This is a genomic window from Bradyrhizobium sp. MI1.7, from assembly GCF_055811795.1.
In genome coordinates, this window is the sequence record NZ_JBVVPO010000010.1 from 35,269 (window position 1) to 52,702 (window position 17,434).

Sequence of the window (17,434 nt, forward strand, 5' to 3'; positions counted from 1 at the left end):
GAGGGGCGACGCGAGTCCGCTCGCCGTCGTTCCCGGACCTCTTCAGGAGGTGAAGGGCTGCGCATGCCTGATCCGCCGAACACGATCCTGATCTGCTCGTGCGAAGACACGATGCGCCTCGATACGGCCGCCGTGAAGCGAGGATGCCGCAAAAGCGAAATCGCCGAGTTCCGCCAGCTCTGCAGGGCCGAGCTCGATCATTTTCGCAACGCGGCGAAGGCGGAAGGACCGCTCATCGTCGGCTGCACCCAGGAGGCCCCACTGTTTGGCGACGAGGCGAAGGGGCGTTCGGGGAAACTGGATTTCATCAACCTTCGCGAGACGGCCGGCTGGTCGGTGGAGGGAACCAAGGCAGGCCCAAAAATGGCAGCACTGCTCGCCGCTGTGTCCGAGGCTGCGCCTGCTTTTCCGTTTGTCACCCTATCGAGCGAAGGGGTGATCCTGATCTATGGCCGCGACGAACTTGCGGTCGAAGCTGGTCGATTGCTTGCCGATCATCTCGACGTGACGATCATGATCACAAAGCCGTCACAGATTATGCCGCCGGCGACGACATCCTTTCCGATCGTCCAAGGAACGATCCGTAACGCCAAGGGCCATTTGGGGGCCTTCGAGTTGACGGTCGACGACTATGCGGCCCCCCGCCCCTCCTCGCGCGATAAGCTCGTCTTCGAGGCTCCGTGCGACGGCCTGACTTCGCGCTGCGACATCGTCCTTGATCTCTCCGGCGGGAAACCGCTTTTTCCTGCGCATGACTTGCGCGACGGCTATCTCCGCGCGGATCCGCGGGACCCGGCCGCGATGCTGCGTGCGGTGCTCAGGGCACGCGACCTCGTCGGCAACTTCGACAAGCCGAAATACGTCAATTTCACCGCAGAGATCTGCGTCCATTCGCGCTCGAGGCTGACGGGTTGCCATCGCTGTCTCGATCTCTGCCCGACCGGAGCGATCACGCCACATGGCGATCACGTCAAGATCAACGCTGAGGTCTGCGCCGGATGCGGCCAGTGCGCCGCGGCCTGTCCGACGGGTGCAGCAACCTATGCCCTTCCGCCGCCCGATGCGCTGCTGCACAAATTGCGCGCAATGCTTTTGACCTACCGCGAAGCCGGCGGCTCCGGTGCGGTCGTGCTGCTGCACGACACCCAACATGGCAGCACGCTGATCGATGCGCTCGCCCGCCACGGCGACGGGCTTCCCGCCAATGTGCTGCCGTTCCCCGTCAACGAGGTGACACAGGTTGGATTGGAAGCGGTCGTGGCATCCTTCGCCTATGGCGCAGCGGGGATACGCTTTCTCCTCCGCGCGAGACCTCTGCACGACATCTCCGGGCTTTCTCAAACCATAACGATGGCTGATGCCATTGTTTCCGGATTAGGTTTTTCGGGGCGCCGGGTTGCGACTATCGAAACGGACGACCCGGACGTGCTGGGCGAAGTGCTGCGGTCGATTGAACCCGCGCCGGCCGTGGAGCGTCCCGCAACCTTCAAGACGGTAGGCAAGCGGCGCGACCTGCTTCGCTTCGCTCTTCACGAACTGCACCGCGTTGCGCCTGTGCCGACCGACGTCATTGCGCTGTCCCAGGGCGCGCCGCTTGGTACGGTTACCGTCAATACGGACGGATGCACTTTGTGCCTGGCCTGCGTGTCGGCCTGTCCCACCGGGGCTCTCCGCGACGATCCCGAACGTCCCGTGCTTAAATTCGTCGAAGATGCGTGCGTGCAGTGCGGATTATGCCAGAGCACCTGCCCGGAAAAGGTGATCACTCTGAAGCCGCAGATCGATTTCCGGGCCTCAAGGGCTCCGGCACGGATCATCAAGGAGGAAGAGCCGGCGCTTTGCATCCGCTGCAATAAACCCTTTGGGGTAAAGAGCACGATCGAGAAGATCGCTGCGAAACTCGAGGGCCGACACTGGATGTATCCCGCGGGCGACAAGCGGCTGGACGTGGTCAGAATGTGCGCGGACTGCCGCGTCACCGCCATGAGTGAACAACAGTTCGACCCGTTCGCCGGCGTGCCCGAACGCGCTTCGCCTCGCACGACCGATGATTATCTCCGTGAGCGTGAGACCAAGCGTTAGCTACTTGGCGGTGGCGCGCGCCAGGGAATCCGTAAGCGCCTTGCGATCCTTCGCGGATCCAATCCGCTGCTCCGGCATTTTTGTGCCAGGCGTATAGGCGTTCGGACCGAGTTCGAACAATTTTGACACGGTCTCGGGCGTCCACACGATGTCCATCGCTTTGAGCGCGTCGGAGAAGCGATAACCAGGCAGCGACGCGATCCTGCGGCCGTACAAGCCCGCAAGCGTGGGGCCGGCGCGCTGCGCGTCTTGCTCGGACAGGGTATGACAGGCAACGCACGCCCTGAACACCTCGGCCCCGTGATCTCCCGTATAGGCTGCAAGCGGATCGCGCGGCGTGGCTTGCAACGATGAGCCGATGGGGGCGCCGGTCAGCGCGTTCCAGCGCCGGATCCTGCCGTCGACGCCGCCCGTCAGCAATGTTGCGTTGTCCGGCAGGAAAGCGACCGACCACACGGGCGAACCTGTATCGACCAGGCTTCGCGCGATGCTTCGCGCCTTTCGGTCGATGACCGCCACGACACCGCCAATTCCTGCAGCAGCGACCGACGTGCCGTCTGGAGAGATCGACAACGCGACAATCGGCGTCTGGCCAGCTTGCACCTCGCCGCTTTCCCGGCCCTCCGACATCAGAAAGCGTAGCTTGCCATCAGCACCACCCGTTACGATCTCGCCGTCAGGCGCGACTGCCACGGCATTAAGGGGTGAGCCCAGCGTGATGACGTTTGGGGTGCCACCCGCCAATGGCCAGATCCTCAGTTCACGATCGTAACCCACGCTCACCAGCGATCGTCCATCCGACGTGAATGCGACGCCGTTGACGTTCTGCGCATGCCCCTCCAGCACCTGCTGCGCGCCATCGCCGAGCGACCAGATACGAACTGTATGGTCCCAGGAGGCAGAAGCCACTCTTGCGCCATCCGGCGAGACTGCAAGTGAAGCGATCGGCGCACCATGGCCCTCGAAAACCTGATCCGGCTGCTGCCGGCCAGGCGTCCAGATCGCTACCTTCGCATCCGCTCCGGCAGTCACCATCCGCCCATCCTTCAGGAAGGCCACCGCGTTCACCGCATCGGAGTGAAAGCGAAGGACCTGCTCGGCGGCTTCGGTCTTGAGCGACCATCGGATGGCGGCGGTGTCGAAGCTGCCCGACAGAACATTGTTGCCATCACTGGAAATCGCAATCGCCCGCACGGGCCCACCGTGACCTGTCAATTGCGCTGGCGCCGGCGCTGAATGCATCGCCAGCAGAGCGGCAACGATGCAGAGACTGGTGCTGAGACGTGGGACCCAATTCATCTGCGGCTTACAGGTCGTTCGGGCATGTCGTCGGTGTTGACACGGCGTACGTGCACTCGCTCGGTCTCGTCAATGATTGAAGCCGTTATCCGGTTTCCATGCTGCACCGCAGGACGGGCATGGCTCCGCTACTCAATGCCGCAACGGCTGTTGTCGGCTTGAACCGGGCATAGCCTGAACCTATGCTTGATCTGACACGTCGAGGACGACGTCATGCAAATACGACCTAAAACGTATCTGCATTTCATTTCGTTGTGGCGATCACTTCGCAATGCGATACCGCCACACCATGACGATGTGCCCGCTGAAACGTCACCGTTCCTCATCTATACCGCGGCCGTGCTGATGCTTCTCTTGGCCATTCTGGAACTGGACGCTCATCGAGGCGAACTGGAATTGCTCGGCCTTTTGGGGAACGACTACCCGATTCCGCCCGCTTTCCTGGGCCCGTAGCCCCGCCTCTCGACCACGATTTCGTTCGACCTCGCAGGCTCAAGCGCATCTATTTGCGAGCCCTGGCTGAACGGTCTGCTGCGCGGCCTTCTGCCTAAAGCGCGATGAGATTGGGATGAATCGTCATCGCGCTTTAGGTTGTTGTTTGAGCATGATCTTTTCGGAAAACCGCTGCGCACTTTTCCGGATCATGCTTTAGCGCTTGGAATCCCGCGGAAAGACCAATGACCGATCGTCAAAATCGTCGACCGGCAGTTTGTCTGCGCTTCGACCGCTTTGCATGCCCTGCAATGTCGACGTGCTTGATGTTCCGGCGCGCCCGACCGTTGCGTTCGAGTGTGATCGCGGGATGCCGGTCACAGCAGCAAGCAGACCAACAGCGGCGATGGAACAAATGATCAAAGGCTTCATGCGAAATCTCCTGTCCGCCAGAAATCCCCGCAGCGATCTGATTAGCGCGAAGCCTGACGTGGGGGTGTGAGCCGCCTCACACCTCCCGGGATTCTTGCGCTCAGCGCCTGTCAGGTTCCTAGTTTGGAACCGTCAGAGTCGGCTTCATCCCCGGAGCGAGGTTCGTCGACCGCGCGGCGCGGCAAGGCTTGTTGGGCGCGATTTGTTTGGCGCGCTGGTCACGAACAATCTTCGGGAGGCGTTGCGAAACAGCACGTCAGGCACGAAAATCTCAGACCATCTATCGCACCAGTTTCGCACCAGAAACGATCTCACCGGAACACAACGAACACGACCGAACGCAGACCAAAACGCGTCCAGATCAACGAAGCCGACTTCGAAGCGGCCGCATTGGCACGGGGGCGGCTCAGTTTTCGGACAATCACATCTTGATCGCATTCGCAAAGAGCCTGTCACCCCACTCGTACAACGGCCGCATGAAGTCCGATTGGGTGTGGATTGCTCGACCTTTGCGCTCGCGCCATTTTCGTCCGTAGGTATCGAACGGAAAGTGTCGCATGTAGTAGTCGCAGGTCTCTTCCCAATGGTCGACCGACAACGATTTGCCGTAGTGTTGGCAATAGAGGCCAGTCGCCACGCGTTCAACGCCACCCGGCTCGCGCGCATGGTGCTCTGCGAAGGTGACCTCCAACCGGTTTCGCCACAACATCAGAATGTCTCGCCGTTCCGGACCGAAGAAACGACGAAAGTCCAACAGTTCGCAATCGGCCTGATAGGGTGCATGATCCCCAGGAGTCATATAGGCGTCGAACAGTTGAACCCGCACGCCGTCGCATTCTCTAGAATGCGTTCCTTCTATGAATCCGCGTAAATCCCCGGTAACGCGCTCATCCGCATCGAAGCAAAACATCCAGTCGAACTGCAAATGCTCGCGCGCCGTCTGCAACAAGAGGCCGCGATGCCGACCCTCAGCAATCCGGCGCGCCTCGATGTCAGCTTCCCACGACCGATTTGTCACAATCAGAGCGACTTTCGGATGTTCGCATAGAATCTCCAGCGTACGATCCGTGCTCGCGTCATCATAAGCGACAATCGCATCGACCTGCTTGCCCACGTAATCCAGTGTGTCTCTGAGAATAAGCGCTTCGTTACGAACGCGGGTAGCGCCGATTAGAAGGTGCTTGTCACCCAATAGACCTGTGTTGCAAGCAATGATTCGTTCGCCCTCGCGAAGTAGCCAACCAATGGTGCCCGGCATGATCGACGCCTCCCGACTATAAAAAATTGACACCAACGATGGCGGACGGGCGCGTATCAGCAAGATTAAGAACTCTCGTTGTCGCCGCATCGAGCCGGCGAGCCGTCCCTCTTGACCATCCCTCCCCATACGCGATTTCGTGATATCTTCTCGAAGAGGTTGTTAGATCAGCGAATGCAAGGCCGTGACCGCGGCCTCGCGGGTCGCCACAGGAACGAACAAATTTATCGAATGTGGTGATAGAACGTACTTTTCAACGACAATCCCACGGGATTGCAGAATTTGCATCGCCTGAAATGGCAAGTCTGAAGAAACGCCGCCGAAGCAAGTGAGGCTCACCGAACTCAAAGTCTCACGCCCTTTGCGCAAGTCCTTGCTCCTTTCCAGCGTGCGCAGCAGAGTGTCGAGCGTTTCCGACTCGCAAGTCATCATGATGCGCGTTTTTCCGGCCGTGAAAGCCGAGACGAGGACTTGCGGCCAAGATAGGCCGTTTTGCTTGAGATGCTGCGCAAATTTCTCAAAACCGTGACTGAGATTCGTCGAAGCGATCTCCACATGCTCAATACGAGCCATCGAGTTGACGGCCAAGACTTTTCCGCTTTCCATTCCGATAACCTCTTTCATCACTCGCGTGCTGTGTTCGGAATTGCCCCATTTTCGTAAGAACAAAGGGATATTTTGGCTTTGTGCCAGCTCCACGCTGCGAAAATGCAAAACCTTGGCGCCCCAAAAACACATTTCGGATAAGGATGCAAAATCCAGCCGGCGCAATGGCTTTGCGTTCGCCACGACGCGCGGATCGGCCGAGCAAATTCCGCCGACCTCTTTGATAATTTCACAGCGCTCGGCCTTTAGCGCCGCAGCCATGGCGACTGCAGTGGTGTCGCTGCCGCCCCTGCCTAGTGTGGTGATCTCTTTGGTTCGCGGATTCACGCCTTGAAAGCCCGCTAAAACCACGATGCGTCCGCGACCGAGTTCTTCGAGCACGCGCGCAGGCCGCACATCTAAAATTCGCGCGGAAGAATGAGATTCGTCTGTCATTACACCGGCCTGACTCCCGGTAAAACTAATGGCTGGCGCACCGAGATCAGACAGGGCCATGCTCATCAACGACATGCTGATGCGCTCACCGGTCGTTAGCAACATATCCAGTTCGCGGCGGTTGGGATGCGGGCTTACTTGATAAGCCGCCTTAATTAATTCGTCGGTCGTCTTACCCATCGCTGAAACGATCGCCACGACGCGATGACCACGGCTGTGCAAATCGGCGAGGCTCCTCGCAACCGCGCGAATTTTTTCCGGGGTTTCTAGACAGACGCCGCCGTATTTTTGCACGATGGTCGGATTGTTGCGCATTTACGTGCGACGGCAGCTGTATGAGCGGTGGCTTGATGTTCGCTTCGCTCCGCCGGATAATCTCATGCATCTAGCTCCAAGATTGCTGCGCTCCGCGCAGAGATTTGACCACCCCCTATCGGGTTTCGCGACGTTTTTTTCCGCGCGCCAGCGCGTCTCTGAGGTTCAGAGAATAGGCCAGTGCACGCGGTTGCCCACGTACCTCTCCGCTCATCGCCTTTCACAGCTCTCCAAGTATTCGATACAAGAATCGTTTTTCTTGGCGGAAGATTGGCGGTCACGACAAGATCGGCTGGGTAACGCTAAAGGTTCTGCCGACCCGAAAAATAATCCCTGAATGAAAGTGTCGTACCGGTTTCGCCGGGAAATGGCCACACGCACGTCCTCGGACCAGCGGTGCCGCCGACCCGTCTCCACCGCTTCAAGCCGTTCGACTTGGGCACTGAGGCCCATCACCGTCCATCAGGACAGTTCTCAATACCGCGCCTCTTTCGGCAAGGCGGCCCCGCCGGATGTGTCCTAACAGAGTGGCCCGACGTCGTGTTTTCTAGGACGTTCCAAGACTTGTCAGCCTTGCACTCCCCAAAGGCCTTGCCCAAGGCAGCTAACGAAAATTTGGGTCCAGATGCTGGACATAAACGATGTGGATCAAATATCATCCACCATTGCGCGCGATTGTTCCAAGCTCCGAGAGCTTGGCGGCCGGGCCCTTGTCGGCTGAGACAACAACTGACGCCCCCCGAGCCCGTGCCTACTTTCGCTTGGTTGCCCTGAGTTAGTGCGTCGCTACCAGCAAGGTTGCGCTATGCTGAAACACTTGCTCATTGAAGTCATTGGTCACGTTTCCGGTCTCAGCGACGCGCAGCTTGAACAAATTGAGCGGTCATTGCCCGCGACCAAGGCGCTGATCGATCTTCTCAGTAAGGCACATCCGATCATCGAACAGGCGGAAACGCTCTATAATGAGGCGCAGCCGCTAATCGATCAAGCTAGGAAAGAGTGGCAAACGGTCGGCCCTGCAGCGCACATTTTGATTGATGTGATCTCACATCATCTCAACAAAGGCAGTTCGCCGGCGGAGGCCACTGAGGCAGTGCGCGCGGCGCTCGGCGGGTCAATACAGAACGTTGCGCAGGATCGTGGGATGGACCGGGGAATGAACCGCGTGACCGTGTTTGGGGGGACCGGCTTCGTTGGTTGTCGCGTTGTACGCCATTTGAGCGTCTCCACCGTTACGGTGCGTATAGCCTCACGGCATCCTGCGCGGGCCGAGGGCGACAACGCGGAACAGGTCATCGCTGATGCCCATGACGAGCGCTCTGTAGAGGCCGCCGTTATGGGTGCCGACGGCGTCGTCAACGCGATCAGCCTTTACACCGAGCATGGAGGCGACACATTTCATTCGGTGCACGTCGAAGCTGCCGCCAGGATCGCTGGAGTGGCACGGCGGGCCGGGGTCAAACGGTTTGTGCACCTATCAGGCATAGGCGCTGACCCCACATCGCCGTCGCCCTATATTCGCAATCGCGGCGAGGGCGAGGTGGCTGTGCAAGCGGCATTCCCTGGCGCAGTCGTTATCCGCCCGGCGGTAATGTTCGCGCCGGACGACGCCTTTCTCACGACAATTCTTGGGCTGCTTCGGACCCTGCCGGCTTATCCGCTATTCGGCGACGGCAGGACGAGGCTTCAGCCGGTGTACGTGGACGACGTCGCCGCGGCGATCGCACAGGTCCTGCGGCAAACACAAAGACCGTTTCCAATCTACGAACTGGCCGGCCCGCGCGTTTACTCATACGGCGACCTGTTGCGGACCATTGCGCGCACCGCCGGATTGCGGCCAATGCTGGTGCGAGTACCCTTTGCTTTCTGGAATGCCGCCGCCGGCCTCGCTGAGATCCTGCCGCACCCGCCGCTCACGCGCAATCAGGTTGAGCTTATGCAGATCGACACGATGGTCTCGGGCAGCCGGCCGGGATTCGGTTCACTCGGAATTTCGCCGCGATCGCTCGAAGAAGAACTCAAAGCGATGCTCAAGCATACAAACGAGGAAACTCAAAACACAAATGAGGGTCGAGCCAGGTAGGGTTGAGACTTCGTTACCGTGTCACGATGTGACTACTGATGTCGGGAAGCGGCTTACCTCCGAGGTCGCGCACTAGGCCCGATAGATCGATGGTCGCAGCTCAGGGGTCAGTTCATCCGCCAAAGTTTTTACAAGAGCCGAAGGGGAATGACCCTCCCGAGTGAACCCTTAGCGTGCGGCCAGCCGCCTGGAGCTGTCCGAATTAGGACAATCGATCTGTCACATTAGGATACCCAACGGAGTGCTCCTTTTGCGCAGTCACCTCTTCACTTTGACCGGGAATAAATTGAGTTGGCCGGCTCGACTCATCCAGCCCAAGTCCGGACGGCAGGCGGCCCTACCACGCGACTCGCGAGGCGGGGTCGTTGCGTGTAGGGCTATCAGATGTGCTACCAGTTGGGCCGCAAGATGGTAGCGGGAAAAGCAGATCATGACTGACGATCAGGTCAATCTCGTGGTTCGGCACCTTTGCGAGCAGTTGCACTTGACGCTCCGATTGAAGGGCAGCGAGGCACATCCACCAAACGCCAAGGATATTGGTTTCGATCCTGCCTCTGTAAGAACTGTGTTGCTGACGTTCGGCGGGCTTCACAATCCACCACGAGGCAATCGGGGCGAGCGAAGAGCCGCCGTGGTCCTAATGAAAAGCCCAGGACAGAGGTCCCGTGCCAAGGTCCGGGTCGTACGCACCGGTCCACCTTTGAGCCGGTGACTTCCGGTCTACTCGCGTGAACGGAATTTGCCAGACCAACGCGACTGGTCGGGCTCGTGCCAATAGACGTCTTTGCGTCTACTCAATTATTTGGTCAGCTTGTGCGAGTAGTGTCGTCGGAACTACGAGCTTGAGCGCTTTTGCAGTTCTAACGTTGATCCATAACTCGACCCGTGTCGGCTGTTCGACGGGCAAGTCGCTGGCTCGTGCACCCTCAAGGATTCCTTTGACGTGGTAAGCTGATCGAATAAAAAGACGCCGTCTCGACGCACCGTAAGCGAGTAGACCACCTTCCCCGACGAAATCCGGCGATGTTGCGAAGCTCGGAATGCGGTGCATCAACGCCAACGCGGCGATGCGGCTTCGATACGCGAAACGAGGACGACTTCGCGACTCCATCGACCATCGGCCCCGGACCCGGCGAGCGCAAGAGCGCACCCGCGTTAGCATTACTTGGGCCGCTTAACGATACCAGATCGCTTCGCAGATGGCCTCCGGGTGACGATCGTTTCAATACCTTGCAGCGTCCGCGCGAATTCGGACCGCAGGTGCTGCGCGTGTGCTGCATCCTTCGGCTCAGATAAAAATGCAATCTTCACGAAGAAGCGGTTCAATCGCGATGTGACGAGAAGATTGTCAGAGTGTTGCGAGCGTAAGTTCGTGATCTGTCGTCGCATCTCAACGAGATCGAACCGGTCATCGTCGGGCTTATTCGCCAAATGAAGCTCATACCGTTGCGGTAGATAAACGAAGCCGCCGCGCCGAGTATCTTGGCGCGACGACCTCGCCATGGTGAACCCGGACGGGGCAATGTCCGGTGCAGAGAGGTTAGCGCTCCGCAGCTCGGGTGCAATCGAAGACGCGGATTAAGCTTGATGTCGTCGCGGAAGGTTAAATCTGGAACAAGCGCTACTGTGGTCTGCAGCACGCCCGCGCGTCCAGTTAAGCGCTCCTTCTCCAGCGACGTCCCGGCCACGCGATCAAGGTCGGAGCCTAGCGCTTTGGCGCGGGTTACGTCGCGCTCAATCGATCGCTCGGACTTGCCAGATTTTGCCGCCGTGTCCTTAGCGAAACTGTCCATAAGGCCGTCAAGCCGCCTTTCGCTTGGAGATCAGCTTCGCCCGTTGCGCCGACGTCAGGTCGCGGCGGATCAGGTTTTCGTCGATTTCCATATCCAACCAAATTCAACTTCACGAAGCACTCGCCCGGCGAGCGTGGCGGCCCCGCGAATTGCCGCTATCGAATGCCGCTAGCGCCGCTATTTGTTGATGTAAGTGACTGAAAAACACTTGCTGGCGCTCCCTAGGGGAATCGATCCCCTGTTTCAGCCTTGAGAGGGCTGAGCAGCAAGAGTGAGTTCGCCGCCGGAGTTGTGGCTAGGATCAAGAGCCGAGCCCCTGGTTCAGGCGGAGTTCCATCCATCAAGGACTAGGTGGTTGGCTCGAGCTTTTGTCAGAATTCGCGGCCTAGTTCACGAGTCGCGACCCGCTAGGCTGCCTTTGACGAGACTTCGACCTACGACATTTAGCGGGCAACGCGAACTCAGAACTCAATATCGAGCGCGCTTCCCCTATCGACTCACGAGTTTTGGCTTTTGGTGAAAATCGACTCATGATTCTTGGGTTTCTCGACTCGCGAATTTTTGGCAGGCCACGATAAATCAATGGGTTAAGCGACTCGCTTTTGATTGGTCCCGACACGCTTCGCGAGCTTCGGCTAGGCAAACCGGTGCCGCAAATGGCAAGCGAAGCGGCGAAGGCTGCCGCGCCGAAGCCCGACGGGCGAAGGCGGGCTGCGAAATCAATGATTTGGGCCTTGACCGAATTTTCCGGTGGACCGGCTGATTTTGTTGGAGCCAGACATGATCAAGATCGCGACACTCCCCGTTGCGACACGCGATGCCCGCGAGCGCATCCAGCGGCGGATGTGTGGCGCCGTTCCTGCCTCTCTCATTCCTGCCTCTCTCATTCCGGGACTGAACATGCGCAAGCTTCTGGCGATTTTGGTGATCTCGTGCTGGGCCACTTCGGCTTACGCACAAACGGCCGACCTCATTGTCACGAACGCAAAGATCGTGACGCTGGATCCTGCATCGACGATCGCGCAGGCGCTCGCCGTCCGCGACGGCAAGATCGTTGCAGTTGGCGGCAACGATGCCATGGAAGGCCTGATCGGGCCCGCGACGCGCCGCGTCGACGCCGGCGGACGCACGATCATTCCGGGATTGATCGATTCCCATATTCACGCCGTGCGCGCCGGCCTCACCTACGCCACCGAGGTCAACTGGATCGGCGCAAAGACCATTGGCGAAGCCATGGAACGCTTGCGCCAGGCGGCCAAAGCGCGCCCGGCGTCCTGGATCATCGTGGCCGGTGGCTGGAGCGACTTGCAATTTGCGGAGAAGCGGCGGCCGACGCTCGCCGAGGTGATGTCGGCCGTGCCCGACAATCCGGCCTACATCCAGCTGTTCTATTCGGCGCTGCTGATGACGCCGAAGGCGCAGCAAGCCCTCGGGATCTCCGCGGATCAGTTGCCGGCCGGGATCACGGCCGAGCGTGCCACATCGGGCGAAACCACGGGCTGGTTCAACGGCTCCATCGTCAGTATCTCCGCGCTGTTCGATCGCCTGCCGAGGCCCAATTTCGAAGAGAATGTCGCCGGAACCCGGCAGTTCTTCACGGAGCTCAATCGTCTCGGAATTACCGGGATCGTGGATCCCGGCGGCTTCAGCATTTATCCCAGCCACTACGCCGCCTTGCAGAAGCTCTGGCGTGAAAAATCACTTTCGGTGCGGGTCGCCTTCAGCCTGTTCGCCCAGAATGTCGGCGCTGAGTTCGAGGAGTACAAGACTCTCACGCCGTTCCTGCCGATGGGATTCGGCGACGACATGCTGCGATTCAACGGAATCGGCGAGCGGATCACCGGCGCCATGTACAACAACAACGCGCCCGACGCGGCCACCAAGGAAAAGTTCCTCGAGATCATTCGCTGGGCGGCAAAACAAGGGCTGACGGTCACCATCCATTGGCAGGAAGACAAATCCGTCCATCAGCTCCTCGACCTCTATGAAGAGGTCAACAAGGAGACGCCGATCGCGCCGCTGCGCTGGTCCATCGCCCATCTCGACAACACCTCGCCCGAAACGCTGGCGCGGATGAAGGCCCTTGGTGTGGGCTGGACCATGCAGGACGCGATGTACCTCGGAGGCGACCGTATCGTGGCGCAGGCCGGCGAAGCCGCGCGCCAGATGCCGCCCATCGTCACGGCATTGCGCACGGGCGTCCATGTCGGGGCCGGCACGGATGCGCATCGGGTCGCATCCTACAATCCGTTCGTGGCGCTGCAATGGATGCTCGACGGCAAGACCGTCGGTGGACACTCGACGCGCGGCCCGGACGAAACACCCAGCCGCGAAGAGGCCTTGCGCCTCTACACCGTGGGAAGCGCCTGGTTCAGCTTCGACGAGACGCGGCGCGGCACGCTCGAAAACGGCAAGCTCGCCGACTTCGCGATTCTCGACCGGGATTTCATGTCCGTCCCCGTCGAGCAAATTGGCGCCACGGCGTCTCTGCTGACGGTCGTGGGTGGCAAGCTCATCTACGCAGCGGATGTATTCGCAAACGCAAAATAAGAGCTGGAGGCCCGCCGTGCCGCTCTCGCGAAATCTCGGCCTATTGTCCAATGCAGCGATATTTGCTCTCGTCTCAAACCATGCAGCTCGGGCCGACATACGTTCCAGCCAGTTCCTGGGCCGCGGTCCCTTGCTGGCTGCCCGGCAGCCGCGCTCATTCAACCACCTCGTCGGCGCGTAACAGGAATGACTCCGGTACTTTCAGACCGAGTGCCCTGGCGGTCTTCAGATTGATGACGAGGTCGAACTTGGTCGGCTGTTGGACTGGCAAGTCGGCGGGCTTCGCCCCGCGCAAAATCCTGTCGACAAAGGTCGCGGCAAGCCGCCATAGGTGGGTTGCGTCCACGCCGTAGGACATCAGCCCGCCCGCCTCGACGAACTCTCGGTATTCAAACATCGTTGGAATTCGCGCGGTCAGCGCTCGGGTCGCAATGGCGAAGGTGAGTGGGACGCCGACGGCATAGAGTGCGTCCGCACGGTCCCTGAGGGCCTCGAAAGCCGATGCAACGTCCTCTGCGCGCCGGATTTCCAATATCGTCGCCTCGAGGCCGAGGGCGGAGGCCGCCGCTTGCACCTCATCCATCCTGTTTTTGAAACCGGGGCTATTGGCATTGACCATAACGGACAAGCGGCGGAAACCTGGGACAACCTCGCGCAACAGCTCGAGGCGCTTGCCGGCAAGACTGATGGGGTTGAGCGCCAGGCCGGTCGCATTGCCGTCCGGTCGGGCCAAACTTGCGACGAGGTCGCTGCCAACAGGGTCGCCAGAAATGGAGACAATTGGGATGAGCGATGTCGCGCGTTTTACCGCGAGAGTCGGAGATCCCCCCACCGTGACGATGACATTCACCTTGAGCCGGACAAACTCCGTCGCAATTTCCTTGGAGCGTTCGGTATGTCCCTCCGCAGAGCGATACTCGATCGCAACGGTCCGCCCCGCGATCCAACCGAGTTCGCGCAACCGATCCTCGAAATCCTGGGCCGACCAGGCCGGGCCCAAGAATCCGATGATGGGTAGCTTTCTCGTCTGCTCCGCCCGCGCCGGGCTCGGGCCCATAACCGCGGCAACGCCGACGAGCGTGATGAACTCGCGCCGCCTCATTGAGTTACTCGTTTGAAGCGCCCGACTGAGGCATACAGCCTAGCATTTTTCAACCGGGAGCCGAGCGAGAAAAGGGCTGGCAGCCCGCCCTAACCGTGCGACGCAATGTCCGCAACGGGTCAAAAACGGCGCTTGGGAAGTCGGCCGGTCACTTCCGGTCCGCCCCGATAAGCGGACCACTTCGCCGTTCGCTTGCACTTCGCATTGGGGCCATCAGTAGAAGTAAGCCGTCCTCACTCGATCACTTCGTCGGTGCGGGCGAGGAGCCCTGGCGGTACAGCCACGTCGAGAGCCTTTGCCGTTTTGAGGTTGACTGCCAACCAAAGCTTGCTTGGAAATTCGATGGGAAGATCGCCCGGGTGTGCCCCCCTAAGGATCTTGTCCACGAAATAGCCGGCGCGACGATAGCACCAGCGCAAGTCAACGCCATAGCTCACAAGGCCGCCGTGGACAACGTGCTCGCGATATCCGAAGACGGTCGGCAGCAGCTTTTCAAGGGCGATAGCACCGATCTGCTCGCTCATGTTGAGCAGCAGGTTCGTCTGAAGGACAACGGTGACATCGACCCCTTCGTTCGCCAGCGCAGCGAGCGCATTCGGAATGTCCTGCGCCGTACTGGCATCGGCTTCGACCACGCTGAGGCTCAAAGCCCCACAAGCTGCCCTCAAATCCCCGACTTGAGGCGGACCCTTGGGATCGTTCATGTTGATGAGCAGTCCGACGCGCCTTGCCTTCGGCACGATTTCTCGCGCGAGTTCAATTTGCTTGGTCGGCAAACCCGCGATGTAGGCCTCAATGCCCGTTACATTTCCTCCTGGGCGAGCTTCGCTGGCAATCAAGCCGAGATGGACCGCATCGGCAAGCGGGGACAGACAATCGGTATTGTCGATGTTGCCTTTCGGGCAGCGACGGCTTCCAGTGTTGCTGGCACAGCGATGATATCGGGTTTGAGCAGAGCCACCATCTCCTCAATCGATGGTACCCGGTCCCGGAAGATGTCCGTTCGCCGAATGATATCGATGTTACGGCGTTGCTCGTAGCCGAACTCCGAGAGCCCCTTAACGAAATTGCCGAACGCCAAGTCCACCATGAATTGGGGCAACGTCACCTCCGGAGGTGCAGCTCCTGCCCATGCGATGAGCGGACGTTTTCGCGCGGGCTGCGCTCTTGAGCCTTGACCAAACAATGTCGATCCTGCTGCAGCGCCAAAAACGCCGAGATATTCGATGAACTCCCGCCGTCGCATGCGTCCCCCCTGTACGGGCCACGCTATTGGCTGGTGAGGTTAGCACCTTGCAGCGGTCTGTGCGGCAATTTAGCGAGCCCGTTGCCCAACCGGCATTCGCCGGGGGATGGTCGAGATGGGTCAAAGGCTGCCCTCGGCGGCTCTATGGCGCTATTCCGCTTAGCCCTCTGAAGTGGACCGTGCGACGCTTGGCCCCGCCCTTTCCGCTTCGCCCTTTCGTCAACCAGCGAAACAACCAATTCTGAGATTACGGTGACAGTGCACTCAATGACTCCGGCCGCTTTCGCGGGTTCGATGGCTCATGAAACTGTCACCGTAATCGTGCCGAGTCGATCGCAGGGAATCTGGGGCCAAAAGGGGTCCACGTCGCCTATGTCCTGATCGACGCGGTGATTGACCTCCAATGGACGCGCGCTCGCCGTCCCGATGCACCCAACGATTTCTTTATCCAGCCCGCCGCCATCCCAATGAGGCGTGGCACGTCGCCAAACAGTCGAAGAGCGCCTGCCCTTCGGCGAGACTTGGTAGAACGAAATACGCTGGCGATACGCGAACGCAACACGACCGTTCGCGAGCTTGTTGTCACCGTCCCTCGTAAACGGGTGGACGCTTTTGTGCCTCGGCATCACGGCCTTCCTGGAAATCCCTGGTCGTGAGCAGCGCACTATATTGGACGCCGAGCTTAGCGAGCGCCGTCTGAGAGTCTTCGAGCGCCATATGGGAGGAGGCCAGGGACGTCTTAATGCCGAGAGGGCCGCATGCGGCGATCTTGTTGGCGATCTCGACAGCCTTCGCGAGAGCCGCATTTCGATTTGGGGCCACTTCCTGAACCGTTCCCATCCGGAGGGCTTCCTTCGCACCCCAATGATCGCCTGTTAGAATGAACCGCATGGCATTTCCCCATCCGGCTTCTCTGGGGAAACGAACCGTTGCACCGCCTCCGGGAAAACGGCCGTGCGTGTTCTCATCCTGACCGAACTCCGTGTCTTCCGACGCTACGCGTATGTCCGCTACAAGGAAAAGCTCGTGCGCCATATTCCAGGTGTCGCCATGCACCGCGACAACCAGAGGCTTCGTGAGCGCTGGCCTGGTCCGCCCTAGAGGGTCGATGAAGCCGGGCCCATCCATCATCTTTTTTCCAGACTGAGCGAATGCCTTGTAGGCATCGACATCGACACCTCTGGAGAAGCGGTCGCCATAGCCGAACAGAACCGCCGCACGGAGCGAGGGATCCCGATCGTACTCGTAGTATGCTCTCGCCAAGCTTTCTGTCGCATCCGGATCCAGCCGGTTGTCGATGTAGGGTCGATTGATGCCAATCAGTACAATTTGGCCTCTGCGCTCGATGGTGATCTTCGTCTGCTGATCGTACGGGATGTCCGCCATAAGCCTGGACTGCGCGGCCTCGTCGGTTCGTGATGTCATCGACTTGTCTCCCGATTTCTGGGCCTGCAACGCAACCGTCCCGAAAAGAACGGCCACTACTCACCGCGATCGGTGCTGAAAGCTGTGGTGTTGAGCAACGCCAGGCATTGCCCCATAAGTCCTGTTGGCCCCATACCAGGGAGCCGCGCCGCCAGGGAGTTCGAGGCCCATTCTGCCTGCTGGCGTTAACTCGCAGTCGTTCAATATATCCCTATTGGGATATTGCGCCTGAAACGAAGCTGGATTTTGAGTCGCCCACGTCGGGCACTGGGCACTTGCAGAGCTTATCGCGCCAATCGACATCATCGCTGCAATAATGGAAGTCCTGAATCCAATCATAATCGTACTCCGAACGGTTGTTGTTTTCGTGCGGAGC

Annotated in this window: 14 protein-coding genes and 1 tRNA gene; 4 read left to right on the forward strand and 11 right to left on the reverse strand. The window is 59.6% G+C overall.

Annotated features, from left to right (window positions below):
* The first annotated feature begins 111 nt into the window (after window positions 1–111).
* Window positions 112–2,082 (forward strand): 4Fe-4S binding protein, encoded by a 1,971-nt coding sequence (locus AC0L3X_RS12360; protein WP_063986657.1) that lies wholly within the window; start codon window positions 112–114, stop codon window positions 2,080–2,082.
* Here the strand turns inward: AC0L3X_RS12360 and AC0L3X_RS12365 are convergent, their stop codons facing one another.
* The gene (locus AC0L3X_RS12365) at window positions 2,083–3,381 is read right to left on the reverse strand and encodes a c-type cytochrome (protein WP_354132294.1); all 1,299 of its coding nucleotides are present in this window, start codon (window positions 3,379–3,381) and stop codon (window positions 2,083–2,085) included.
* 213 nt (window positions 3,382–3,594) lie between these two features.
* Between AC0L3X_RS12365 and AC0L3X_RS12370 the strand changes: the two genes are divergently transcribed.
* Window positions 3,595–3,834 (forward strand): hypothetical protein, encoded by a 240-nt coding sequence (locus AC0L3X_RS12370; RefSeq protein ID WP_063985314.1) that lies wholly within the window; start codon window positions 3,595–3,597, stop codon window positions 3,832–3,834.
* A gap of 195 nt (window positions 3,835–4,029) precedes the next feature.
* On the opposite strand, the gene AC0L3X_RS12375 is transcribed toward AC0L3X_RS12370, so the two are convergent.
* The 3 genes from AC0L3X_RS12375 to AC0L3X_RS12385 form a co-directional block, all read right to left on the reverse strand.
* Entirely contained in the window at window positions 4,030–4,245 is a 216-nt protein-coding gene (locus AC0L3X_RS12375; protein ID WP_085403297.1) for a hypothetical protein, read from the reverse strand.
* 421 nt (window positions 4,246–4,666) lie between these two features.
* Window positions 4,667–5,503, reverse strand: a complete 837-nt coding sequence (locus tag AC0L3X_RS12380) for a glycosyltransferase family 2 protein (protein WP_063986658.1) — start codon at window positions 5,501–5,503, stop codon at window positions 4,667–4,669.
* 162 nt (window positions 5,504–5,665) lie between these two features.
* On the reverse strand, window positions 5,666–6,859 hold the full coding sequence (locus tag AC0L3X_RS12385) for an aspartate kinase (RefSeq protein WP_473316425.1): 1,194 nt from the start codon (window positions 6,857–6,859) through the stop codon (window positions 5,666–5,668).
* Between the two features lie 805 nt (window positions 6,860–7,664).
* Between AC0L3X_RS12385 and AC0L3X_RS12390 the strand changes: the two genes are divergently transcribed.
* Window positions 7,665–8,942, forward strand: a complete 1,278-nt coding sequence (locus AC0L3X_RS12390) for a complex I NDUFA9 subunit family protein (protein WP_231144273.1) — start codon at window positions 7,665–7,667, stop codon at window positions 8,940–8,942.
* Window positions 8,943–9,732: 790 nt separating this feature from the next.
* On the opposite strand, the gene AC0L3X_RS12395 is transcribed toward AC0L3X_RS12390, so the two are convergent.
* From AC0L3X_RS12395 to AC0L3X_RS12405, 3 genes are all read right to left on the reverse strand, one after another.
* Window positions 9,733–10,104, reverse strand: coding sequence for an ABC transporter substrate binding protein (locus AC0L3X_RS12395; protein WP_084795292.1), 372 nt, complete (start codon window positions 10,102–10,104; stop codon window positions 9,733–9,735).
* A gap of 160 nt (window positions 10,105–10,264) precedes the next feature.
* Window positions 10,265–10,735: a hypothetical protein gene (locus AC0L3X_RS12400; protein ID WP_167768314.1), complete on the reverse strand. Its 471-nt coding sequence runs from the start codon at window positions 10,733–10,735 to the stop codon at window positions 10,265–10,267.
* Window positions 10,736–10,947: 212 nt separating this feature from the next.
* A tRNA-Glu gene (locus AC0L3X_RS12405) sits at window positions 10,948–11,032 on the reverse strand.
* Window positions 11,033–11,515: 483 nt separating this feature from the next.
* On the opposite strand from AC0L3X_RS12405, the gene AC0L3X_RS12410 reads away from it, so the two are divergent.
* Window positions 11,516–13,285, forward strand: a complete 1,770-nt coding sequence (locus AC0L3X_RS12410; protein ID WP_231144272.1) for an amidohydrolase — start codon at window positions 11,516–11,518, stop codon at window positions 13,283–13,285.
* 154 nt (window positions 13,286–13,439) lie between these two features.
* On the opposite strand, the gene AC0L3X_RS12415 is transcribed toward AC0L3X_RS12410, so the two are convergent.
* The 4 genes from AC0L3X_RS12415 to AC0L3X_RS12430 form a co-directional block, all read right to left on the reverse strand.
* Window positions 13,440–14,387 (reverse strand): ABC transporter substrate-binding protein, encoded by a 948-nt coding sequence (locus AC0L3X_RS12415; protein ID WP_063985317.1) that lies wholly within the window; start codon window positions 14,385–14,387, stop codon window positions 13,440–13,442.
* Between the two features lie 233 nt (window positions 14,388–14,620).
* Window positions 14,621–15,226 carry an ABC transporter substrate-binding protein gene (locus AC0L3X_RS12420; protein WP_231144271.1) on the reverse strand — a complete coding sequence of 202 codons (606 nt, stop codon included), beginning with the start codon at window positions 15,224–15,226 and terminating at the stop codon, window positions 14,621–14,623.
* Entirely contained in the window at window positions 15,223–15,633 is a 411-nt protein-coding gene (locus tag AC0L3X_RS12425) for a type 1 periplasmic-binding domain-containing protein (protein WP_231144270.1), read from the reverse strand. Before AC0L3X_RS12425 ends, AC0L3X_RS12420 begins: the two co-directional genes overlap by 4 nt.
* A 582-nt stretch (window positions 15,634–16,215) precedes the next feature.
* Complete coding sequence (locus AC0L3X_RS12430) at window positions 16,216–17,058, reverse strand: enoyl-CoA hydratase-related protein (protein WP_231144269.1); 843 nt, start codon at window positions 17,056–17,058, stop codon at window positions 16,216–16,218.
* Window positions 17,059–17,434: the final 376 nt, after the last annotated feature.